This is a genomic window from Paenibacillus sp. FSL R5-0486 (genome assembly GCF_037975155.1).
GTDB lineage: Bacteria > Bacillota > Bacilli > Paenibacillales > Paenibacillaceae > Paenibacillus > Paenibacillus amylolyticus.
Genome location: NZ_CP150237.1, coordinates 3,537,672 through 3,561,845 on the forward strand (window position 1 = coordinate 3,537,672; position 24,174 = coordinate 3,561,845).

At 43.4% G+C, this 24,174-nt stretch carries 20 protein-coding genes; 13 read left to right on the top strand and 7 right to left on the bottom strand.

Translation table 11 applies throughout. The annotated features are described in order from the left end of the window. Positions 1-32 precede the first annotated feature (32 nt). From MKY01_RS15800 to MKY01_RS15810, 3 genes are all read right to left on the bottom strand, one after another. Complete coding sequence (locus MKY01_RS15800; RefSeq protein WP_339286978.1) at positions 33-560, bottom strand: DinB family protein; 528 nt, start codon at positions 558-560, stop codon at positions 33-35. 141 nt (positions 561-701) lie between these two features. Then, positions 702-2,723, bottom strand: coding sequence for an ATP-dependent DNA helicase (locus MKY01_RS15805; protein ID WP_339286980.1), 2,022 nt, complete (start codon positions 2,721-2,723; stop codon positions 702-704). A 59-nt stretch (positions 2,724-2,782) separates the two neighbouring features. Beyond that, positions 2,783-4,273: a PLP-dependent aminotransferase family protein gene (locus tag MKY01_RS15810; protein WP_339286982.1), complete on the bottom strand. Its 1,491-nt coding sequence runs from the start codon at positions 4,271-4,273 to the stop codon at positions 2,783-2,785. A gap of 146 nt (positions 4,274-4,419) precedes the next feature. On the opposite strand from MKY01_RS15810, the gene pdxS reads away from it, so the two are divergent. The 5 genes from pdxS (at position 4,420) to MKY01_RS15835 (ending at position 9,663) form a co-directional block, all read left to right on the top strand. Beyond that, positions 4,420-5,304, top strand: a complete 885-nt coding sequence (pdxS, locus tag MKY01_RS15815) for a pyridoxal 5'-phosphate synthase lyase subunit PdxS (RefSeq protein WP_200869424.1) — start codon at positions 4,420-4,422, stop codon at positions 5,302-5,304. Between the two features lie 244 nt (positions 5,305-5,548). Next, complete coding sequence (locus tag MKY01_RS15820; RefSeq protein ID WP_339286984.1) at positions 5,549-6,619, top strand: ABC transporter substrate-binding protein; 1,071 nt, start codon at positions 5,549-5,551, stop codon at positions 6,617-6,619. Between the two features lie 205 nt (positions 6,620-6,824). Then, complete coding sequence (locus MKY01_RS15825; protein WP_339286986.1) at positions 6,825-7,673, top strand: copper amine oxidase N-terminal domain-containing protein; 849 nt, start codon at positions 6,825-6,827, stop codon at positions 7,671-7,673. 197 nt (positions 7,674-7,870) lie between these two features. Beyond that, positions 7,871-8,530 carry a TetR/AcrR family transcriptional regulator gene (locus tag MKY01_RS15830; RefSeq protein WP_100527874.1) on the top strand — a complete coding sequence of 220 codons (660 nt, stop codon included), beginning with the start codon at positions 7,871-7,873 and terminating at the stop codon, positions 8,528-8,530. Further along, complete coding sequence (locus tag MKY01_RS15835; protein WP_339286988.1) at positions 8,527-9,663, top strand: choline esterase; 1,137 nt, start codon at positions 8,527-8,529, stop codon at positions 9,661-9,663. Before MKY01_RS15830 ends, MKY01_RS15835 begins: the two co-directional genes overlap by 4 nt. A 130-nt stretch (positions 9,664-9,793) precedes the next feature. Here MKY01_RS15835 and MKY01_RS15840 read toward each other — a convergent pair whose 3' ends face one another. Together MKY01_RS15840 and MKY01_RS15845 are read right to left on the bottom strand one after the other, a co-directional pair. Continuing rightward, positions 9,794-10,132: a cupin domain-containing protein gene (locus MKY01_RS15840; protein ID WP_074095159.1), complete on the bottom strand. Its 339-nt coding sequence runs from the start codon at positions 10,130-10,132 to the stop codon at positions 9,794-9,796. A 79-nt stretch (positions 10,133-10,211) separates the two neighbouring features. Next, positions 10,212-11,039, bottom strand: a complete 828-nt coding sequence (locus MKY01_RS15845; RefSeq protein WP_339286990.1) for an AraC family transcriptional regulator — start codon at positions 11,037-11,039, stop codon at positions 10,212-10,214. Positions 11,040-11,242: 203 nt separating this feature from the next. Between MKY01_RS15845 and MKY01_RS15850 the strand changes: the two genes are divergently transcribed. The 6 genes from MKY01_RS15850 to MKY01_RS15875 all read left to right on the top strand — a co-directional run bounded on the left by MKY01_RS15850 (position 11,243) and on the right by MKY01_RS15875 (position 18,654). Next, positions 11,243-12,712 (top strand): HAMP domain-containing sensor histidine kinase, encoded by a 1,470-nt coding sequence (locus tag MKY01_RS15850; RefSeq protein ID WP_339187207.1) that lies wholly within the window; start codon positions 11,243-11,245, stop codon positions 12,710-12,712. A 6-nt stretch (positions 12,713-12,718) separates the two neighbouring features. Further along, positions 12,719-13,411 carry a response regulator transcription factor gene (locus tag MKY01_RS15855; RefSeq protein ID WP_047843050.1) on the top strand — a complete coding sequence of 231 codons (693 nt, stop codon included), beginning with the start codon at positions 12,719-12,721 and terminating at the stop codon, positions 13,409-13,411. Between the two features lie 119 nt (positions 13,412-13,530). Continuing rightward, complete coding sequence (locus MKY01_RS15860; protein WP_282321357.1) at positions 13,531-15,039, top strand: S-layer homology domain-containing protein; 1,509 nt, start codon at positions 13,531-13,533, stop codon at positions 15,037-15,039. Positions 15,040-15,049: 10 nt separating this feature from the next. Beyond that, positions 15,050-15,754 carry an ankyrin repeat domain-containing protein gene (locus MKY01_RS15865; protein ID WP_339187201.1) on the top strand — a complete coding sequence of 235 codons (705 nt, stop codon included), beginning with the start codon at positions 15,050-15,052 and terminating at the stop codon, positions 15,752-15,754. A 312-nt stretch (positions 15,755-16,066) separates the two neighbouring features. After that, the gene (locus MKY01_RS15870; protein WP_036615630.1) at positions 16,067-16,780 is read left to right on the top strand and encodes a glycoside hydrolase family 16 protein; all 714 of its coding nucleotides are present in this window, start codon (positions 16,067-16,069) and stop codon (positions 16,778-16,780) included. 188 nt (positions 16,781-16,968) lie between these two features. Continuing rightward, on the top strand, positions 16,969-18,654 hold the full coding sequence (locus tag MKY01_RS15875) for an extracellular solute-binding protein (RefSeq protein ID WP_036615629.1): 1,686 nt from the start codon (positions 16,969-16,971) through the stop codon (positions 18,652-18,654). A 153-nt stretch (positions 18,655-18,807) separates the two neighbouring features. Here the strand turns inward: MKY01_RS15875 and MKY01_RS15880 are convergent, their stop codons facing one another. Further along, the gene (locus tag MKY01_RS15880) at positions 18,808-20,448 is read right to left on the bottom strand and encodes a response regulator (RefSeq protein WP_017688357.1); all 1,641 of its coding nucleotides are present in this window, start codon (positions 20,446-20,448) and stop codon (positions 18,808-18,810) included. An 11-nt stretch (positions 20,449-20,459) separates the two neighbouring features. Next, complete coding sequence (locus tag MKY01_RS15885) at positions 20,460-22,169, bottom strand: sensor histidine kinase (protein ID WP_036615626.1); 1,710 nt, start codon at positions 22,167-22,169, stop codon at positions 20,460-20,462. A 212-nt stretch (positions 22,170-22,381) separates the two neighbouring features. On the opposite strand from MKY01_RS15885, the gene MKY01_RS15890 reads away from it, so the two are divergent. Together MKY01_RS15890 and MKY01_RS15895 are read left to right on the top strand one after the other, a co-directional pair. Next, positions 22,382-23,266 (top strand): ABC transporter permease subunit, encoded by an 885-nt coding sequence (locus tag MKY01_RS15890; protein WP_100527900.1) that lies wholly within the window; start codon positions 22,382-22,384, stop codon positions 23,264-23,266. A 15-nt stretch (positions 23,267-23,281) separates the two neighbouring features. Next, positions 23,282-24,160 (top strand): carbohydrate ABC transporter permease, encoded by an 879-nt coding sequence (locus MKY01_RS15895; protein ID WP_017688354.1) that lies wholly within the window; start codon positions 23,282-23,284, stop codon positions 24,158-24,160. Positions 24,161-24,174 lie beyond the last annotated feature (14 nt).

Genomic DNA, 24,174 nt, shown 5'->3' on the forward strand with positions numbered 1-24,174 from the left:
GAATGCAGGTTCAAAGTCTTTTTGGATGAATTTTATAATTTCAAATCTAACGAATAGCGATCGCGAAGTACTGAACAATGGTGGAGCTCATGCCCAGCCATAACAAATGCAATCGATCGAGCTGAAGCAGGATTATCACTGACGATCCCTTTACAGAGCCATGCTTCCGGGGTGAGGTGACGGAGCATAAGAATGGTTGAGCGACGTGTGACAGCATATTCTTCGCTCAAATCGGCCAGGGTATACGCATTGAAAGGGTGGGTCTGCATAAGCACGTCCTGATCGTAGCCGGGATGGTTCGCTTGGTCACCTCTGGCGATGCGAAGCAATCGGCTGCTCATGATGCGTTCGTTATCCAAAAGGTGACCGATTACCTCTTTCACGCTCCATTTGTCTTCGGCGTACCGATAATTAGCTTGCTCCTCTGTCAATGAAGAGAGCAAAGTTGGTACGATGTTGGCTTGCAGCTCTAAGCGTTCGATGATGTTCCCTTCAGGAACAAGCTGGATGTACCCTTTATAATAAGCTGCATATTCCTCTGTAGTTGGTCTTTCAACCATAGTAATGCCTCCTTTGGGATTCGTAGATCTGGAATATATTGTAGCATAAATCCTACAGCATGAAATTAGCCCCTCCGCTTTATGAGCGGAAGGGCCGTTTCATGTGATTTGAACAGTTTATAGCGTTTGGGTGTACCACTTCTAATCCGTTCGTCGTATCCCCTTAGTTTGAACAAACTTCTCTAAAACCTCCAACTCCTCAGTCACTTTTTTGAAAGGCAACGTGTCCAGCACCTGTTCCCGATAATTCTTTTTAGCCGCTGCGCTGAGACGGGAGTCAAGTATGCTGAGTATGCCAAGGTCCGTTTCACTGCGGATCAAGCGTCCCGTTCCTTGCCGTAACCGAAGAAGCATGTCCGGTACAAACACCTCCATGAACGGATTCTCTGTTACAGATGCCTTATATTCATAAACAGGATCCGATGGAACAGGGAAGGGCAGCCGGAAAATAATGACCTGTGACAGGTCAGACCCCTCGATATTCACACCTTCCCAGAATACACCAGTACCCAGGAGGACACCTTTGCTTTTCCTGAAATCAGCGATGACACTGTCCTGTGATGCTCCCTCTTTTTGAACATGGAGTGCCCATGTGTATTCATTAGCCTTTGAGATCAAATTTTTGTGAATGTATTTCATGTCCTCTTTTGCTGAAAAAAGAACGATTGTTCTTCCCTGAGTTAGATTACAGAGTTGAACCACTTCGTTGTACGCTGCTTCAAGATAGTTTTCGCGCTGATCGTGGTGGTAATAGGGAACTTTGTTCGAAATATACATCATGGCATGGTTGGTGTAGTCAAAAGGGGAGGGTTGGCGCTCTAAGAAACCTCCCTTATAACCAAGGGAGTGCGTCATATAAGAATATTGTTCCTCCAGCGTATCCCCGCCTTGGCACAGCGTTGCTGATGTTAGGATTACAGGTACCTTACCATTAAATAAAGCGTATTTCAGAAATTGGCTTATATCATTGGGACAGATGCTGATTGTGGTTACTCTAAGGGGACTGCTTGCCCAAAAAAGATAGTTGTCCTCTATTTCAGATAAGACACTAATAAGGGTAATTAGCCCGTTGATGGCTTCAAAAGCGTCATCGATCTCCCGCTCGTGGCGTGAGGTCAAAATGGAAAGGCGCAGACTGAGATCTTTTAAATTGTTTAAGACTTGGTTTAACGGTATTCCTTTGATCTCCGACACTTTGATTCGGTCGTTATCCTGCTTGGCATGGTGGAGCAGATCCGCGTTTACCTGTTTGAAGATGCGCTCAGCGCAGTTTTTGATGAACTTAGATTGTGAGAAGAGACTTTTATCCCCGGACTGCTTCGTTAGAAGCTGCACCGTGTTATCCAGAATGCGGCAGATTCCCCGATAAGTGAACTCGAGTGTTCTGGCATCCCGAACTTTTGCTTCCAGATTATGCGCTTCATCAATGACGATCAGAGCAGGCTGTTCTGAGATGATGCTCTTGGTTCCTTCTTTTTTCTTCATCAAATCTCGTATGAGCAAGTCCTGGTTTACGATAATAAAATCAATCTCGTGAGCTTTTGCATTTAATTTCGCTCTCATATCGTAAAACAAACATGCAGTTTTATGATGACAACGTTCAAATTTGCAATCATTCACGGAAACGTGGGACCATTCGGCATCACTAACCCCAGCTTTAATATCGGCTCTTTCATCAATTTCATAATCTAATATGCGCTGCGCAAGGGTAGACACGGAGGAGTTAGCATCATCAAGACTGATCCATTCAGCTGCTCTACTTCGGCAGGCATACTGCCCCATGCCTTTTCCCACCACGGAGCGAACCGTTGAGAATCCCAACCGGCTACCAATAATCCTTAAATCTTTATGTATCTGTTCCGAGAGCTGAATGGAGGATGTCGCTATAATGACTGGTTTCTGAGACATTTGATTCGTGAGCAGACTTGGGATCAGGTACGCAAAAGACTTACCGATTCCGACACCAGCTTCAATCATGGCGTTATGCCCATGGATATAAGCATCTGCGATATCGAGAGACATTTCTTGCTGTCCGATCCGCTCTCTAAGGCCAATTCGGTGGAACCGGTCATATATTCGGAAGATGGCGTTAACCAAAGAACGTTCGATTTCCTTGTCCGGTTCCTGCTTATTCATTTTATAAAGTTCATTTAACCAATTCATAACGATCGCCCCTCTTCCGAATGATGATCTTCTTGTACTCACTTTGGAGACGATTTACCTCACAATGCAGTTGTAACGGCATTTTTCAATCTGGATACGCCTTCCTGTAATTGTTCATCTGACAAATGTGCAAAAGACAAATAGATACCATACTTCATACCAACAGCCGTTGAACTGCTGACTTCTGAGTATACCACACCTTGTGACCGAGCTGATTCCCTAAAGGCCTCATAAGTGGTCACATTACCTCGCCACCAACCAAACACGTGTAGACCCGCTTCATTCTCCACCCAATCAAACCATGTAGAGAGCTGCTTGTTCAAAAGTTTGAGTAACAGATGGAATTTCCGACTGTATAATCGATTCATTCTGCGCAGATGACGTTCATATTGACCACTTGTCATGAATGCAGCTAATGCCCGTTGTTCGATCAGGTTGACGGGTCTTGGCTCGTATAATGCCTGTGCCTTTCTAAAGGTATCTGCCAAGGTAGGGGGAAGAACCACATAACCAAGTCGTACTTCTAAAGGCAAGGTTTTGGTAAAGCTACCCAGGTAGATTACGCGTCCTACTTTATCGAGTGTTTTCAGTGGTTCAACATGCATTCCGCGATATCGGAATTCACTATCATAATCATCTTCAACAATCATGGCATCATTTCGCTGTGCCCAGTCCAGCAAGGTTTGTCTGCGTTCCAGACTGAGCATTTCACCAGTAGGAAACTGTCGTGACGGCGTGACAAACAACATACGTGCTTCCCAGTCTTGGGGCACAACGCCCTGACCATCGAGATTGGCTTCAATCAACTTTGCACCCGCAGCCAATATGGCTTTAGAAATCCCGACGTAACAAGGACTCTCTGTCACTACATAATCCCCAGGATCTGCAAGTAATTGAGTGAGTAGAGCTATAGCTTGCATGGAGCCTGCAGTTACTGCAATATGATCCGGATCGACTTGAATGCCCCGCATCCTCCGCAGATAGGCAGCAATGGCTTCTCTCAATTTTGGATCCCCGGTTGAACTAACCATGGCAGAGGTTGTTTTCAGGTGATGCTCACGGTGTCTTATCTCTGCATACAATCGATTATTCCATTCATCGTAAGGAAACTTGGAAAAATCAGGTTGATATTTGCTGAAGTCGATCACTTCGTCGCTATTCATTCTGGAATCATGTGTATGAGCATTGGCTGGTGTATTTCTTTGAATCGACTGCTGTTCAAACTGCTGAATACGATTCCCCCAGGCGGATAAGTGATGCGTACAAGCTTTCTCGGTGGACGCATTATTGTTCAAATCCAACTGGTAAGCAACAAAGGTTCCTCTTCCATGCTCTGAATGAATGTAACCTTGTGCAGTCAACGTATCATAGACCTGATTCACGGTTCCTCTGGAAATGTGATACGTCGCGGCTAACTCTCGAGTAGAGGGTAACTTCTCGCCATGTATAAGATTACCTTCATGAATTGCATCACGAATGGCATGATAGAGAGCCTTCATCTTCGTATATTTTCGGTTCAAATATGAACTGTAAGCTACATGAAACTGCATAGGACCTCCAGATTTATAAATGAAGTGGTACAATAAAAACCAAAAATATTGGATCTTTTTATATGACCATTCTCATTCTATACTAAATCATAGATTAGAGCGATGCCTTTATTGAAAACCACCAAAAGTTACTTAGGAGGACTACAATCATGCAAACAGGTACAGATCGTGTAAAAAGAGGAATGGCTGAGATGCAAAAAGGTGGCGTCATCATGGACGTTATGAATGCAGAGCAAGCTAAAATTGCTGAGGCGGCAGGGGCAACAGCTGTTATGGCTCTTGAACGGGTACCTTCCGATATTCGCGCTGCTGGCGGTGTAGCTCGTATGGCAGATCCAACCATCGTTGAAGAGGTTATGAAGGTTGTATCTATCCCAGTTATGGCCAAAGCACGTATCGGTCATTACATAGAAGCCAAAGTGCTTGAATCCCTAGGTGTGGACTATCTCGATGAAAGTGAAGTTCTTACGCCTGCAGACGAAGTGTTCCATATCGATAAACATGAGTTTACTGTACCATTTGTATGTGGAGCCAAAGATTTGGGAGAAGCTCTTCGCCGTATTGGTGAGGGTGCATCGATGATTCGTACAAAAGGTGAGCCTGGAACGGGCAACATTGTTGAGGCAGTTCGTCATATGCGTCTAATTAACAGCCAGCTCCGCAAAGTGCAAAATATGTCCAAAGACGAGCTGTACGCTGAAGCCAAAAATCTGGGTGTAGCTTATGAGTTGCTGCGCGAAGTTCATGAAAATGGAAAACTTCCTGTCGTTAACTTTGCAGCAGGCGGTGTAGCTACTCCGGCGGACGCAGCATTAATGATGCACCTGGGAGCAGACGGTGTGTTTGTAGGATCAGGTATCTTCAAATCCGATAGCCCTGAGAAATTCGCTCGTGCAATCGTTGAAGCTACAACACATTACACCGATTACAAACTGATTGCTGAAGTATCCAAAAACTTGGGCGCCCCGATGAAAGGGATCGAAATTTCTAAATTGGCTCCAGAAGAGCGCATGTCCAACCGCGGTTGGTAAGAGCAGATAGAACAACTGGAGTATGAATAGTGTCAAGCAAAGCCGATCATAAATTGGATCGGCTTTTTTGTTATTGTTGACGAAAGCACAAGAAAAAAACGGAGAGGAGAATGTCCTTTTTTTTCATCAATTGAGAATGATTATAATTATCATTTACGAGATTCGACATTTGCTGTATACTGACAATAACTATTTTACATAATGCATAAATAGAAAATTAAGGATTCAAAAGGGAGAGAATTAAATGTCTACACGCTTTAAAAAAGGAATGTTATTTTGTTTTATTGCTGCACTTGTTGTTGTACTTGTAGCCTGCTCCAATAATAGTGATGTTAGCGATCAGGCAAACAATAACTCGCAGCAAGCAGCGAAAAATGTTGCAACAGATGAGAAGACATCGGATGCAGAGACTTCAGCACCTGCTGAAACAACTTACCCGGTAACCGTTTCAAACTATACAACAGAGAACGGCACATGGGTGAAGAAGGATCAAACGTTTGACAAGGCACCTGAACGAGTAGTTGCCAATACCCAAGGTGCAGCCGAGCTGATGATTCGCCTTGGTTTGACAGACAAACTTGTAGGTGTAGCTGCGTTGTTTGGTAGTGTACCTGAAGATATTGCGGACGAGTTTAAACAAATTCCTGTGCTAGCTGAAGGCTATGTAGGCAAGGAAGTGACAATAGGGGCTACGCCTGACCTGGTTGTTGGTCGTGGTGGATTGTTTGAGGATGCGGACTGGGGTGTTGGTACAGTAAGCAGCTTGAATGATATGGGGATCAAAACATATGTACAAAGCACCAGTGTTCCTGATGCATCGTTAGATAGTCTGTATCAGGATATTACTGAATTAGGTGAGATATTCAACGTACAAGCCAATGCAGCGGCATATATTGAGACGCTTAAAGCACGCGAGAATGCCTTGTCGGCCCGAGCTAGCGCTGAGACGATCAATTATGCATCATTTTCGGATAATGGTGATGGAACCATTGGAATTTACAACGGAAATGGTGATACGTTTATTGAAAGTGCAATGTCATTAATCAATATGCATAATATGCTGATTAATGAAACTGGCACACTCAGCCTGGAGAAGTTAATCGAGATTAATCCGGATGCAATGATTATTTCGAGGTATGCTGGTGGCATTGATCCTGAGCAGACGATTGAAAAGCTGCTTGCCAACAAACAGGTACAAAACATTAACGCAGTTAAAAACAAAAAAATCTACATTATTGATTTCAACAACTTCTGGGGTTACGGGGATTCCATCTTCACAGGTGTTGAAGGACTCGCTGATGATCTCGGGTTGTAATGGAAATTTCGGCTTAGTGACCATTCGTGCCTCAAGATCGTTTCATGGGCCAAGAGCATAGTACCAATGAAAGTCGCTATTTTAGCGGCTTTTTTTTGTTATAAAAGAACCAAATTCCTGTCTAAAGCTGATCAAACTTTTATTGGAACATAACGTTACTATTGTAAGATTAAAAATTACATGAAGTGGGTGAATCGCTGTGAGAATGAAGCATTTGAAAAAAGTAGTTGTCGTTGCATTAGTGATGTCGGTGTTATTACCATTGGGGGCGCAAAAATCTGAAGCAGCATCCAAATATGTTGATTTGGAAATTCAGTGGGCAGACGGTCGTATTAACCATGTTCAGACGTTAATCAAGGATGGAGTCACTTACGGAAGTTTTTTCTCACTCGGTATTAAGGCAGGCCTAGTGTGGGGGATGGAAGATGATAATACGGCCGTACTGAAGAACAGTCAGAAGCATATTGTTGTGCACTTGGGAAGCAGCATTGCCGAGGTAGATGGTCAAAAAGTAGATATGGGCACAGAACCTGTGTCGTATATTAGTCACCTTTATGTGCCCATTAGATTTCTTGCATCTGCTTTGGACGGGGAAGTGACTCATCGAGATACGAAGACGAATACGATAACCGTGACTGGGCTGAGCAATTATACCGATACTTTTTATGGTAGCGACATGGGTTACACCTATGTCATTCGCACTGCAAAAGGAGACCTTGAGATTACGAATGCTTCTACTGGACAAAAGAGTTTGATACCCTTAGGGATCAAGGACATGAATGTGAATACTCATGATCTTAAGATAAATTTCAAGAGGAGCCCCCAAAATCTACTTATTGTCATCATTGAACACACTAATCGTAAAACGGAAGACTACGATCTGTACACCTTGGTATTCAAAAATAAAGGTCTGATTCGCAAATCCATTGCTCACGGGGTAACGGACCAGCAGGAAATTTTGAATTCAGATAGTACCATTCAACTCATCGATGACAACAGTATACGTATTATTGAAGATGGAAGTGGTAAAGTACTTGAAGTCCTTTCTCGTTGAATAGATATCTGATCCGATATTCATGAATTTCATCCCTCACCAACTGATTTTAATACAAACATCTCAAAGAGCCGCTGATCAGAGTGATCAGCGGCTCTTGCATATTTCTTCCCGAATCTTTTCACAAACCAGTTGATTTGTGAATGAATTATCGGTATAGTGTGAATCAATTCACACTTCAAATTAAGGAGTAATCTATGCCAAAAAATACTTTCTTTCGTTTAGACGAAGCAAGGCGCGAGGAAATATCGAATAGCGCTATGCATCTTTTTGTTGATAATCTTTACGAGGATATAACTATGAAGATGGTTTTGGATAGTTTGTCCATGCACCCCGGAACATTTTATCGGTATTTTGAAGACAAAGATGACCTTTATTGTCACTTAATACGTAATGTGACCCAGAAAAGAGCTGCATACTTCAGTAACAGTAATGAAGATTCCCTTTACAGCTATTTCCTTACTGGCTTATTTGGTAACGTTAATGGCATGGTGACCGAGCCACTGAATGAGTTGGAAATCAAACTGACTAAAACATTTTCATATATTCCTGAGGACATTTTGCTGAAAGTATATGTGAATGTGTTAAAGGGCGAGTCATTCCCCATGATCAAGGACATTTTACGCCGAATGAGGGTTGATGGATATCTCCGACCGGATGTTGACGACGACCTGATTTCTTTTATGTTTGAGTCAATGCAGCTTAATTTAATCTTGTTTTTTAGGGAATTCGATATTAAGGACTCTAAGCTGCAACATAAGATCAGCAAGTACTTTGCTGAATTTATGGGCCATGGGCTGCTTGAAGATCATAAATATTCTGAAATGGTTAGCGATCTCAAGGGGGAAAGAAAATGAAAACCTATAATGCATTTCCAGAACCAATTGGCGGCTATACTGTCGGTCGAACCCAGATGGATTTTGAGTACACGGCATCAGATTACTCCAAAAGAGAACTGACCGCTTTTGTGTACTATCCGTCTGACAGTAGCGAAGGTAAGACTACATCAACGTACATGTTTCCTGAAGTCTACGAGATGTTTAATGAGCAGCCACTTGTCACCGCGTTGAAGGATGTTTTCTCTATAGATATCAAGACCCAGTGTTACGACGACCTTGCTCTTTCCGGGAAGGAAAAGCGCTATCCAGTGTTATTCTATGTTTGCGGCGGGGGCGGATCTCCAGAATGGGGGACAGTGCTCTGTACAGACTTGGCAAGCATGGGGTATGTTGTGGTAAGCATCGGCCATCAGAATAGCACGATGTATAAACGTAAAGATGGGCGCCTGTTTAATGTATCAAAGGACTTTTCGGATGTCATTACAGCCTTTGGTGAAGATCCGGAGATGCTGGCGTTAGCTGGTAAGATGGAGATGCGGCCTGACGATGAAACTGCCATTGAGATGTGCCGTAACGTGCTTGCACTGCCGATACTTTCCAAGATAACAGAGTATAGTGAATCACAGGCAGAAGATGTAAGGTATGTAGCCGATTATCTTTACAAACTGGACTCTGGAGAGCTGAATTCCATCTTTAAGGGCAGATTGTTGCTTGACATCGGCATGGGTATAGTCGGACATTCCTATGGAGGGCCTACGACGGCGATGGTTTGCCGTGATGATGACCGGTTCACCTGCGGGATTGGTTTGGATAGCGGTGCGTTTGGACTTCTTGACAGCGATCTTAAGAAACCTTTCTTGTTCCTGTTTTGTGAACCTAACTATAATATGAATGCGATTATTGGCGCTAACAATAGCATGGAAACCTATTATTTCTCAGTTGATCGTGTTGCACATTTGGATTACTGTGACATCGTGTTTACCAGTGTTAATGAGGAACTCAGAGGTGAACGGGATGTTATGGAGATGCGAAATATTGTTACAGACTATGCGAAGAACTTTTTTGATCATTACATACTGCAGAAGGCAGCAAGTGTGGAAATTCTGGCATACGATGGTGTGGAATTGATCAGGAAGACCAGCAACAAGTGACATAACCGAGAGTTTGCTGATTAATGTATGTCGAAGAGCTAGCCTTACAGACGCAGAGCCGATAACCCCATTACGGGGTTATCGGCTCTCTGATATTGCAAATTAACTTCCTGGTTCCAATAACTGACACTTATTCGGCCTTAGTCCCGCCAGTGTTTACTTCGCTTCCAGGCTCCATCAACATGATATGACATTCCTTTTCGGCGGAAGGTTTGATCTCGACTCCCTTAGGGACAATATACATCTCGCCCTTGGAAATCTTCACTTGCCCATCACGAAAATCAATTATCATTTCCCCTTCGAGCACAAAAAATAACTTGTCAGTCTCCTCATGAACATGCCACTCAAAATCTCCAGCAATCTTAACGATCTTAAATTGATAGTCATTCATTTCACCAATGAGTTTCGGAGACCAAAGATCGTTTAATTTCGAAAATTCCTCATTTAATTTAATTGCTTGATAGTGCATCGTCATTCCTCCTGTGTATTAATCCTATATGTTCAGTATACTAATCTAAGCTTTTGTATAACATGGATGCCTATTGAAATCAGGATGGATTATTGATGAACTTCAGACGATACTCCGTAGGAGAAATACCATATTGTTTCTTGAACACTCTGCTAAAATAAAAGGGGTCAGCAATACCAACGGTCTCGGCAATCTGTTGTACAGACGCATCACTTGCCAATAACATTTGCTGTGCCATGTTTATACGATATTTCAATACATATTCTGCTGGACCCATACCTGCATGTCTTCTAAACACATAGGAAAGTCGATTTCGATTAACATTATTTTGTTCTGCAAGTGATGCGACAGTCAGACTTTGATCATAGTGTTCTTGGATATAGGTAGAGACCCGTTCGAATAAAGTATCTGATTCACAACTATTTTGCCTATGATCAACACATATTAAGGTCTCATTCAGTACATCGCGAAACAGCATTTCGGTCTGAAACTTTGAAATACCTCCGCGCTGATTATACACATGCCAAAGACGCGTGATTAATTCGATCAGACGTGGGGATTGACCCGTTGATAATTCAAAATGCTGATGGGAAAAGCTTGTCTCTTCGAGGTCCGAACTACATATCCGGTATAAAACGAGGATATATTCCCAGTCCGTTCTATGAAACACGGTTTGATCCAGTTTCATTTTTGCGCCCCCATGTACAACTTTTCCTGGTGAAAAAATATAGGGTGTACCATCAAATTGAAATTGTATTTTTCCTGTAAGAGGAAATACAAATCCAGGAAAAGAATCGGTATAGTCAGCCTGGGGAACCCCTGGATTTCTAGCATATCGATATACTCCTTCAACTTGAAAAGGAATGTGTGCAAAATGGGCTGCTAACTGATTAACGTCTACTTTCACATTACGTACCTCATTTCAAAAGTGTTTGCCAGTCATTCTAAGATAAATCGTTGTGCACCTTACTCCAACATTATTGATAACGATTATCACTGTCAACATATATAATGAAAAAGAAAGCTCTTTTTTACATATGGGCAATAGAATCCATCTTGTGTTAACATGTGCACTAACTAATCCAATTGTTTGCTTGAGAAGGGGAACCCATGTCAATTCGAATAAAAATGCTGCTGTCCTTTACGGGCATGCTTGTTATAAGTCTACTGTTCATCCTGCTTACGGCAAGTCTGTATACGATTGCGGCCACAGGGGATCTACAGAGTTTCCGTGATATATACAAGGTACATTATCAGATCAACCCCCTGACTGAACAGGGAGAATCGATCTTTCAAGAGATGAAGTTTCTGGCCAAAAATGACCCTGATGACCTGCAGAACAAGGTTTTGCTGCGTGAATATGATATGAAGCTTCGAGCTGAGAAGTCAGGGCTCTACATCAGACGAGAGAATAGTCAGATCTTCGAATCACTGACCTTCAACCAGCCAGAACTGAAGCAAGCACTGCCTGCCTATGATCTTAACAATTATCAGATTCGGAGCACCTTCAATATTGGTGAGCGATTTTACGCGTATGCAAAATTTGATTTTCAATATTCAGATGGGGAACGGGGGAGTATCTTTGTCATTCGTGAGAGAAGCCCCTTTGCGGAGCTTACTCGCAAGTTGCTGCCTGTGATGTCATTTCTGCTTATTGGCGTTCTCATCATTGCAAATCTGCTCTTGTTCCGCTGGATCACGCGCAGCTTCATTAAACCATTGAATCAACTACGAAGTTCAGCCGAACATATTAAAGATGGCAATCTATCCTTTAAACTTCAGCTAAACTCCAATGACGAGGTTGGTCAACTTAGCGAAGCGTTTGAGAGCATGCGGAATCAATTACAGCTCTCCTATGCGTTACGTCAGCAGGACGAAGTGAACCGCAAAGAGCTTATCTCCAACATTTCGCATGATCTCCGTACGCCGATTACCAATATCAAAGGTTACATTGAGGGTATTCGTGACGGCGTGGCTAATACTCCGGAGAAAATGGAGAGTTATGTTAATATCATTCACTCCAAAGCAGTTAGCATGGATAAACTGGTGGATGAACTGTTTTTGTATTCCAAGCTCGACTTGAACCAAGAGCCTTTCCTGTTCAAGACAGTTGATCTCGCTGATTTCCTTGAAGATAGCATTGAAGAGCTGAGATATGATCTGGAGGATAAAGGTGTTGCCCTGGATTGGAATAACCAGGTGTCTGGTCCCGCTATGGCTGCTGTGGATCCGGAGAAGTTAAAACGTACCGTTGTTAATGTGGTGGATAATGCACTCAAATACATGGAGAATGAACATAAACGATTCGAGATTACACTTCAAGATGATGAGAAATGGATTACGATGGGCTTTAAAGATAATGGCAGGGGAATACCTGAAGAGGCACTGCCTTATATATTTGAACGCTTCTATCGTGCAGAACAATCCCGGAATTCCTCAACGGGCGGAAGTGGGCTCGGGCTAGCAATTGCCCGCCAAATCATTGATGGACATGGGGGCTTTATCTGGGCAGAAAGCCAGCCCAATGATGGCACGAGTATATATATCAAACTGAAACGGCTGAATGAAGAGAGGAACTAATGAGTAATGGCAAACATTTTGATCATTGAAGACGAAACAACGATTGCGGAACTGGAACGGGATTATTTTGAGCTCAACGGATTTTCCGTGGATCTCTGCCATACTGGAGATGAAGGTCTGAAGCAGGCACTGGAGGGGGACTATAATCTGATCATTGTTGATCTGATGCTTCCGGGACTTGACGGATTCGAATGTTGCAGGCGCATTCGCGAGGTAAAAGAGGTGCCCATCCTTGTCGTTTCCGCGAAAAAGGAAGAAATCGATAAGATCCGGACATTTAATCTGGGAGTGGATGATTTTATTACAAAACCGTTTAGCCCAAGTGAGTTGGTTGCACGAGCAAAGGCTCATTTGACCCGATACGAGAGACTACTTGGCAAAAACAAACCAGCTGAGCAGGATGAAATCCACATTCGCGGGCTTCACATTGATAAAGGATCACGCCGCGTTTTTGTTAATGGAGAAGAGGTGGCGATTACAACCAAGGAATTCGAGTTACTTGTATTTCTTGCGAGTCATCCCAACCGTGTATTCAGCAAATCAGATCTGTTCGAGCGGATATGGGGCATGGATTCCACCGGAGACATTGCAACGGTTACCGTCCATATTCGCAAACTGCGGGGGAAGCTGGAGACAGACCCAAAAAATCCGGAGTATATTGAAACCGTCTGGGGTGCAGGTTACCGGTTTACTGCATAAGTTTCGTGAAAATTTAGAGCCAGTTTATATTTTGTTAATAACTTTAGCCTTGGGAGTTTCTTTTTGTCCTCTATTCTATAGATACAGGCAACTACAACCTATAGAGGAGGAATTCAACCATGAATTCTACAACCCGCAAAATCGCTACATTTCTAACCATAACTGCATTAGGTACAGCAGTGTTCCCGTTAACTGCGAATCAAGTACATGCAGCTACATACGTTACTAACATTGCGGCAACAACCACACAGCTTAATCAACAACAGATTGAAGCTGCTATCAAGGATCTCAATAGCTTGGGGATCATGAACGGGTATGCAGATCAATCTATGGGTGAACATCGAGCAATTACCCGTGCGGAGTTAGCTTCATTGGTTTTCAAAACGTTTAATTTGGAGAGCAAGACGGGAGAAACCGTAGAATTGACGGATGTGAATCCGAATGCATGGTATGCGCCATATGCGTCAAAGCTTGTTGAACTTGGCATCATGCAGGCTAACGATGGACAATTCAATCCGCAAACTCAAGTGTCGGATGCTGAACTCGAACAGGTCGTATCCAAAGCGATGCAACGTGATGTAAAGTCCGTTCACCATTGGATGAGCGAGTTCTACTCCGAGAACGGTACAGCAACGCGCGGCGAAACAGCAGTGCTGTTGCAAACTGCACACCAAGCTATTCCTTCGGAGCAAGCTCAAATCAAGAGCGTTAGATCACTGAATGCCATTACGTTAATTGTAACTTTTGACAAGCCGCTGACAGCAGCGAATGAAGCTTTTGCCAAGGCACAAACGGACTTTGCGTTTAGTGGCGGGTTGACGTTAACCAATATGCCCCGTTTGAAAACAGGGTCAATCACGACTTACATCGTTCCAACGTCCGTACAAGATGCTAGTGAAGTGTACAACCTGACTTACAAAGGCCAAGACGCTGGTTCCTTTGAAGGCAGTGGTACGAAAATAAACATGACAACGGTTAGTCAAGTAACGAATGATACATTCGAGATTGAAGCATTGCAAGTGAACAGTGTCGTGGATTATGGTTACATCATTTCGGCTTACAGCGGTGGTCGAGGAGCTAATGCATTTGTGCTGAATGATCAAGAGCAAGCAGGAGGCAAAACGTATCAAATCATCTCTTCCATGCAGGCAAGACAAGTTGTAATTACGCCAGAAGGTGGCGAGCCTATCGTTGCCAGATATGTTCCGTTCACGCAATCCACAGACGGTAAACAAGAACCGAAGTTCCGTTTGCCTGAGGGACAAACGCTGAAATCAGGCGTCACATATACGGTTTCTTCGGATTGGGCCAACATCGAAAATGCTTCATTTACGGCGAAATCGTTTGATCCACTAGTGGTTGCAAGTGCTCAAGCAGTGAGCGAAACCTCCATTGAAGTTACACTTGACCAGGACCCTGGGGATGAACTGTTCTCTGGTCGAAGTGTAACGTTAACTTCACCTAGCGGGGATGTTCTGACGGCCACTTATAAATATTCAAGTCGAAAAGGTGCGACGGGTGTATTCGACCTAACAAATGATGGAAAGTTGACTCCGGGTACTACGTATACAATAAACCCAGTTGGGGATTGGAGTATCGCTTCTTCGGTCACCTTGACACTGGAGTAAAGGAGGCAGTATGAGTAAAACGCTGATTATCGTTGTCCTGATAAGCAGTATGTTAATCGTTCAAGGTTGCGTGCCTGAAATGAGAAACGACTCCAACGTGGAGGAAAAGGCCATGACTTCAGCAGATGAACAGCTGTTCAAGGCAGTAGAGGACAGCGATACTGAACGCATCGAAAAAATGATTCAAGCAGGTGCCAATATCAATGCTCAAGATCAGAGTGGACGAACCGCTACAATGATTGCAACTTACAATAATGATCTAACATCGGCTAAAGTGTTAATTGAAGCGGGGGCAGATGTGAATATACAGGACGATATGAAAAATACCCCGTTTCTGTATGCTGGCGCTGAAGGATACTTGGATATTTTGAAGCTGACAATCGAGGCGGGAGCGGACCCAGCGATAACAAATCGATATGGAGGGACAGCACTTATTCCAGCTTCGGAGCATGGATATGTGGATGTAGTGCAAGAACTACTGACTCAAACTTCGATGGATGTGGACCATGTGAATCAATTGGGATGGACAGCACTACTCGAAGCGATCATTCTTAACGATGGCAATGCTCGGCAGCAGGAGACGATACAATTACTCATTGACCACGGAGCAGACGTAAACATATCGGACCGTGATGGGGTGTCACCACTCAGTCATGCGAAGAATAATGGCTTCAAAGAAATTGAAGACATTTTGGTACGAGCTGGTGCGAAATAGAACCCTTTTAGGGTGAATAAAGAAACAAACATGTTGAGATATATGTAAAAATGGTTTTCATGGAGCGCCTGATTCCTTCTATGCTGAAGGGCAGGCGCTTCATTCAATCCATCTTACGTGTATGAAACTGGCATAGTCTTAACATAACATGATTAGATACAAGAACGAAGATCTTAAAAATTGAATATCTCTGCTTTAAAGTTTGCTATAGTTTACCACCATGCTTCCGGATAAAATGGAAATACCAACCATGTAAGCGCTATCTATTATTGCGCTGATTATACATGTTGGAATCATTCATGGAGGTGTATGATGAAGAGGAAGTCTTGGTATACTTTGGCGGTAACTGGTGTCATCTCTTTGTTTTTTTCGGTAAGCGCTTTCGCGGGTTATGTGTTCTGGGAACCTCTAACCTATTTTAACGCAAGTACGTGGCAAAAAGCGGATGGGTATTCCAATGGGAACATGTTTAACTGTACGTGGAGGGCTAACAATGTTAATTTTACAAGTGACGGCAAGCTTAAGCTTGGTTTGACCAGCTCTGCACAGAACAAGTTTGATTGCGGAGAGTATCGTACCACGAATACGTATGGGTACGGCTTGTATGAAGTCAGTATGAAACCTGCCAAGAACACAGGTGTAGTTTCCTCATTTTTCACATACACAGGTCCTGCACATGGCACCCAATGGGATGAGATTGATATCGAATTTTTAGGAAAAGACACAACCAAAGTTCAGTTTAATTATTATACCAATGGGGTTGGTAATCATGAGAAGATTATCAATCTAGGGTTTGATGCATCCCAGGGCTTCCATACTTACGCATTTGACTGGCAGCCGGGACATATCAAATGGTATGTTGATGGTGTATTGAAACATACGGCAACCAGCAATATTCCTAAAACACCGGGAAAAATCATGATGAACCTGTGGAATGGAACAGGAGTAGATAGCTGGCTCGGTCCTTATAATGGGGCCAATCCGCTCTATGCAGAGTACGATTGGGTCAAATATACGAGTAATTAAGCAGACTGAAGCAGCCGTTAGCGGCTGCTTTTTTCTATATTCTGGCATTGTATTTATTCAATATATGTATTCAATATCCAATATCCTAAATTAATGCAATAAATGTTGCAATATTAGTATGGGCATAAATATCAAAAATTCATTATGATTAACCTGTAAGCAACATTACATAGACTGGGGGAACGAAGTTGGACACAAGTAAAAAGAGACGAGTAGGCAGTTTGGTCATGATCGGTGTATTGGCCCTATCTGCAGCCTTGAGTGGGTGTAGTAACGGGAGCGATAAGAAAACAGAATCGAGTACACCAGCGACAACGTTGGAGCTCAAAAATGGGAAGTATGATCCACCAGTATCCATTACGTATTTACGACCATGGGGTCCAGACGTGAAGTTTAAGTCAGGCGAGGATCAGGATAACAACGTCCATACAAAATGGGCCAAGGAGAAACTCGGAATTGAGTTGAAAAACCAGTGGATATCTCCATCCACCAATAATGCATTTGAGACAAAACTGCGTCTATCGCTTGCTTCCAATGCGGACATGCCGGACATTATTTCGTATCGCGGCGAATTCAATCTGGTGCGTGAATTGATTGAGTCCGGAAAATTTGTCGATGCGGGCGAGTTGTTTGACAAATATGCCAGCGACACATGGAAAGCAGCCGTAAACGAAGATCCTTCCGTATGGTATCCATACATGCAAGATGGCAAAAAGATCGGTATTCCGATTCTGGACTATTCCTATAATGGTGATCCTGTCATGTGGATCCGTGAAGACTGGATGAAGAAATTCAATCTGGAAGCACCTAAAACTATAGATGATCTTGAAGTCATTATGGAAACGTTTACGAATCAAGATCCAGATGGCAATGGGAAGCAGGACACTTACGGACTCACCATTGGCTTCAAGAACTGGCTGAACACATGGATGTCTGAAGCTGGGTGGGTATTTGGTGCTTATGGTACAATGCCAAACCAATGGAATCTGACGGCAGACGGAAAACTTGAATACGGTTCCGTTACACCTGGTGCAAAACAGGCTTTGGCCAAATTACAGAGCTGGATGAGCAAAGGGTATATCCCGGAAGAAGCCGGTGTGTATGACGAGACAAAAGCAGCTGAAGAATTCACTGCCGGAAAAGCAGGTATTGTGGTTGGTCCTCACTGGATGCCATCCTGGCCGCTGGAGGATGTGAAGAAAAACAATCCTGAGGCTGAATACAAGGCGTATCCAATTCCTTCTGGTCCAAATGGTCAAGCAGGAAGACATGGTACGTCAAACGGAAATGGCGTAGTTCTAATTAACAAAGACATGAAAAATCCGGAAGCCTTTTTCACCTATCAGAACTATCTCTTTGATCACTATGCAAATCCTAAAGAGGGCGATGAGTTTGAGCATGGATTTGCGGAAGGATACGATTGGGTTATGGTAGATGGGAAACCATCAACCGATGCAAGTCTTACGGGTGGTTATGCTCCCGAGAAGTACACGTTGACTTTTGATGGAGCGCGTATTCCCAATCTAAGTATGACAACACTTGCCAAGCTGGCAAGTGGTGAAGAAGCAACTACACCGTTTGAGAAAAAAATCAAATCAGGTGTACCAGTACCTATGCTTGATGCAGCCAAGATTGTTTTGGATCAAAAGGATATCGTGTTCAATCAAATGTTTACCGGTGCACCTTCAATGACGATGCAGATGAACAATGACATTTTGACAAAGATGGAGAAAGACACCTTCTCTCAAATTGTGTATGGCAAAACCTCTGTGGACGCGTTCGACTCATTTGTTGAGAAGTGGAAGTCTTCAGGTGGAGATCAGATTACGAAAGAAGTTAACGAGTGGTATGATTCCGTGAAAAGCGGAAAATAGGATGACAAAGGGCTGGCTGAAATGATTCATCCCGGCCACATAAGCACCAAAAAGGCATTGCAGGAGAAGATCTCCGGCAATGCCTTTTTGTATTTGATATTGAGTAGGGGAAACCGGAGAGATTACTAGAACGTCAAGTCTGGCCTGAGTATCTTAAACCGGCAGATTTTCCCGATATTCTTGCGGTGTAAGATCATAAAATTTCTTGAAAACTCGAATGAAATATGCGGTATTGTTGTAACCGACAAGTTCTGCAATCTCAAACACTTTGGCGGTTGATGTTCGCAAATGATAGGCTGCTTTCTCCATTCTTAACCGGTACACATAGGCAGTAAGTGCTTCACCTGTCTCCGCCTTGTATACCTTGGACAAGTAGACTGGGTGCAGATGCACATGGTCGGCAATTGCAGGCAGTGATACATCTCCAGCCAGATGAAGGTCGACAAAACTTTTGACGCTGCGCACAATGGTGCTGTGATTGTCTCTAAGCTCTTGTTCAGCATCATCTCGTATGTAATGAAGTGTACGCACGGACCAGTCCTGTAGCTGCTGTGCAGTGGAATAGCTGGGAGCTTGAAAGTAACGATAGGACTCTGCTGGTATCAAAGAAGAGATTTGTTTGCCATTTTTATGAATGATGTACGCAAACGCACCCGCAATAGCAAAATACACCTCAAAGGTTGACTCGGCAATATCATGATGTTCATTGGAATGCAGCAGTTCCTCAAAAATGTGCTCGATTTTCTGTTCCACATCCTCAAAGCGACCAGCTTCGAGCAGGCTAATCAACGTTGGTGGCTGATACAGCGACCTGATCGTATGTAGAGGGTTGGCATCCGTTTCATCGGAAGCGGTGACAAACAAACCTTGCACCTGACCCATCCGTTTACGCATGGACATAACCGTTCGCTCATAGAGTTCTCCAATTTCGTGGGGAAACTTGCCCCAACTGGAGACGGAAATGGAGATTGCACCTTTCAGGTATAACTGAACATTGGTTTGAATCTGGGCAGCATACTGCTCAAGCAATGTCTGAGGCGTCTCACTCCTGCTATAACTCATCGTTGTGGAATGTTTCATGCTTACCAGAACAACAATGTAATCATGAACGTCTCGTGTGTGCCAGATATGAAAATGATTATGCATCACTTCACTTATGATATTACATATCGCATATTCCATTAGGGCCAGGTCGCCGTGCGCCATATCGGATAGATGTTTCTCCATACGGATAATCAACATGCCGAGATCTTCTCCTACGGAGTAGGGAAGCTCCAGCAGATCAAGCTTGTCTGCCAGCGTCTTCTGATCATAGACTTTTCCAGTCAGCAACTCATGCAGCATCGTGGATTGAAGCAATGGCAGATGATCCTGAAAGGCGTGTAAGGCTCTTTGATGAGATGCTGCGGTTTCCCACTTTTCTTTAATTCGATGAACAAGACGTTGCACGGATTCGATCAGATCTTCATCACTAACGGGTTTCAGTAAGTAATCAAAGCTTTCCTGCGCAATGGCCTGTTTCGCATATTCAAAGTCGGCGTGACCTGATAACAGAATCGTCTGCACATGAGGCCACTTTTCATGAATCGCTGTAATCAGTGCAATGCCTGACATTTCGGGCATACGTATATCCGTAATTACAATGTCAATGTCGTGGTTGTCCATAATTTCCAGCGCTACTGCACCGGATAATGCTTCATGAACTGTACCGATCCCGCAGCTTTCCCACGGAATGGTCTCTGCCAGCGTTTCCACGACGGAACGTTCATCGTCAACTAATAATATTTGCAGCATGGGTCGTTCACCTACTTGTCTGTATTGTCGTGCCACGTGATGTTAACTTTAATCCCACCCATTGAAGAATGATCATAAGATAGTCCAGATCCTTCACCGTACAGAAAAGATAAACGCTGATGGACATTCCATGTACCACATCCCATATTCTCATCCAGCGGTTTAAGAAGATTATCTCTCAGATGATCAAGTTGTTTCTCAGACATGCCAAGCCCGCTGTCCTCCACGATAATTGTGTACACATCATCCTCGCAGTCCGCATAGATTTTAATCTCACCATCTACCGATTTGGGCTCCAGACCATGAATAATAGCGTTCTCAATAATAGGCTGGAGGGTTAGTCTGGGAACTGTTTTATCTAAAATATCATGGGGCACGTCGATTGTAAAATGCATTCGTTCCAGACGAAGTGACTGGATTTCCAAATAATTTTTGACCATTGTCAGCTCTTCACGAAGCGTGGCTTGATCCTTTTCGGACCTGGTTATGTATCGGTAATACTCTCCCAGATTCAGTGCCATGGCTACTACGGCCTTTTCATTTTTCATTCGGGCCATGTTCTTGATATAGAACAGACAGTTATATAGAAAATGCGGATTAATCTGCGATTGCAACTGTTTGAGCGTGGCTTCCCGACTTCTTAATTTCTCCTCATATACATTCTCGATTAATTCTTGAATTCGTTGAGCCATGATGTTGAAACGTGCAAATAACAAGCTGAACTCATTGCGTGCAGAATGATGAAGCCGAACGGAAAAGTCCCCGGTGGACAAGCGATTTGTCCCTTTCACCAACTGTAAGAGTGGAAGCTGCACACTTCGGTAGAGTGTATATAATACAACAACGCTCATCACGATCAGAACGGCAATTGAAGCGTAAAAAAGATTCCGGCTGCTCGTAATCGGTTTCAAAATTTGCTGCATAGGCACATAGTCAATATAATACCAGCCGAGGCTCTTGGATTGAATGTAGGAGACGTAATATTCCGTTTTGTTCAATGTTGTACTGAAGCCACCGCTGGCCTGCAGTTTTGCTTCTTTCAGGGAAGGCAGGATTGCGTTCAAGGTCTCCTTTCCAGAACTATTGCTGATTAATCCATAATCGGGATGGAACATGAACGGGTCGCCTTTATTATTTAACTTGTTTTGATTAAGAAGTGCAGTTAAGTGATGAACTGGAAAACTGATTTTGGTAATCAATCTGGCTTTGCCAGGTCTCGCCATCGCTGTCGTTGGATCGGTAGTGTACCAGATAAACTGATTGTCGGCATAGGTCCAGGATTGCGAGAGAGGCTCTTTAAATTCATCATCCCTGTACGGAATGTAAGCATAATAATCCGTTGATATCACTTTTTGCATCCTTGGGAAGTATAGTGTGATGGTCGAATGCCATTTGCTTGCTGCATTGTACAGATTCATCTTTTCCAGAATGGCGCTTCCAACTTTCACACGTTCATAGGGAATATCCTTGTAGTCGGGACGTTGATATTCCTGAATACTCGAATCTTGCCCAATAGACATCCCATACAATGACAGTTGGTAAATATTGGATTCTACTGAATCAGCAAATGTCGAGAGATGATTCATCGTATTGTTCTGAATCTCGTGTTCGATAACACGCACGCTTTCCCGGTTCGAGTATGTATAGAGAAACAGCACCAGAATAAGCAGCATCACAAACAACAGTGTAATTTTGGTAAAGACATTCAAGCGTGTGAACAAAGTCCAACCTCCTTAATCTTATTAAAATATTGATATCGTTGTTGCAATATTAGGATATAGATCACAAATTTCCATTGCTATAATTTTAATATACAAGTTCACGATGACTTGTAAAATACAAAATTTAGAACATGGGGGATGCAGGAGTGAAGGAACATACGTTAGAAACGCCGCATAAACGGCGCTCCACCAGGGTTAAACAGCGCTGGAATATGCAACGGAACTGGACCTTGCATATGATGCTCATTCCAGCTGTATTGCTGGCACTGGTGTTTCAGTACATACCGATGGGCGGCATTGTAATTGCTTTTCAGGATTTCAAACCATACTTGGGATTTTCTGAATCCAAATGGGTGGGTTGGGACAATTTCCGATATTTATTCTTATATCCGGACGTAGGTCAGGTGATCTGGAATACGCTGGTCATTGCATTTTTCAAAATCATCGCAGGACTATTCGCTCCATTCCTGTTTGCCATTTTGCTCAATGAAGTACGCTTGACGGCATTCAAGAGAGTAAGTCAAACGCTTGTGTATCTACCGCATTTCCTATCATGGGTTATTCTCGGTGGTATTCTGCTCGATATCCTGTCTCCTCAGGGCGGCATGGTCAACCAGCTTGTCGTAGCCTTTGGAGGAGAACCGATCTTCTTCCTGGGAGACGGTACATGGTTCCGGATAACGCTGATCCTCAGTGATGTGTGGAAAGAATTTGGTTTTGGTACGATCGTATTTCTGGCTTCTCTCTCAGGAATTAATCCTGCGCTCTACGAGGCTGCCGAGGTGGATGGGGCCAACCGATTTAAACAGACGCTGCACATTACGATTCCGGCATTAATGCCGATTACAATCGTACTGATGACACTCTCTATCGGCAATATCCTGAACGCCGGTTTTGATCAGGTGTTCAACTTGTACAATCCGCTTGTGTATGACAAAGGCGACATCATTGACACCTTTGTATATCGACTCGGGATTCTGAACGGGAAGATGAGTTTTGCCACAGCAGTAGGGTTGTTCAAATCTGTGGTTGCTACCATTTTGATTGTTATATCTTACAGAATGGCTTACAAACTAGCTAATTATCGAGTTTTCTAGAGAGGAGAAAAGGGCTTGTATTATAAAACAAAAGGATACCGCATATTCAGCATCGCTAACTATACTTTTCTTGGGATATTATCGATACTCTGCATTTTACCAATTATTCATATATTGGCTGTTTCATTCAGCAGTATGGCGCCAGCATCATCTAACCTGGTTACCTTCTGGCCCATCGGGTTCACAACCGACGCATATGTAAAAACATTCGGGAATTCAAACTTCATCAACTCCTTGATCGTATCACTTAAACGGACTGTAATTGCGACGATCATTGGTATGGTCATCATGCTCTTAACCGCATTTCCGTTGTCGAAGGAAGACATCAGTTTTAAAGGTCGCTCCTTATATACGTGGTTTTTCGTATTTACCATTTTGTTCAGCGGCGGTTTGATTCCAAGTTACATTCTGATCCAGAAGCTTGGCTTGATGAATACAATCTGGGCGCTTATTCTGCCTGGCGCACTGTCCGTGTGGAACGTTATTCTCATGATGAACTTCTTCCGCGGTCTGCCCAAAGAACTTGAGGAAGCAGCTTATTTGGATGGAGCAGGTCATATCAAAACGTTGATTCTGGTCTACGTGCCGCTTTCACTTCCAGCTATCGCAACCTTGTCCTTATTTACGATGGTGTATCAGTGGAACTCCTGGTTCGACGGCATGATCTATATGTCTGATATTAAAAATTATCCACTTGCTTCTCTATTACAGACCATTATTGTTCAGCAAGATCTCAGCAAAATCAACGTCGATCCTTCCATGTTGGAGAATATCTCGCAGCGAACCGTACGCGCAGCACAGATCTTTATCGGCGCGCTTCCGATCCTGATGGTATACCCGTTTTTACAACGTTTCTTCGTTAAGGGGATCGTTATTGGAGCAGTTAAGGAATAGGCTATGCAAATGCA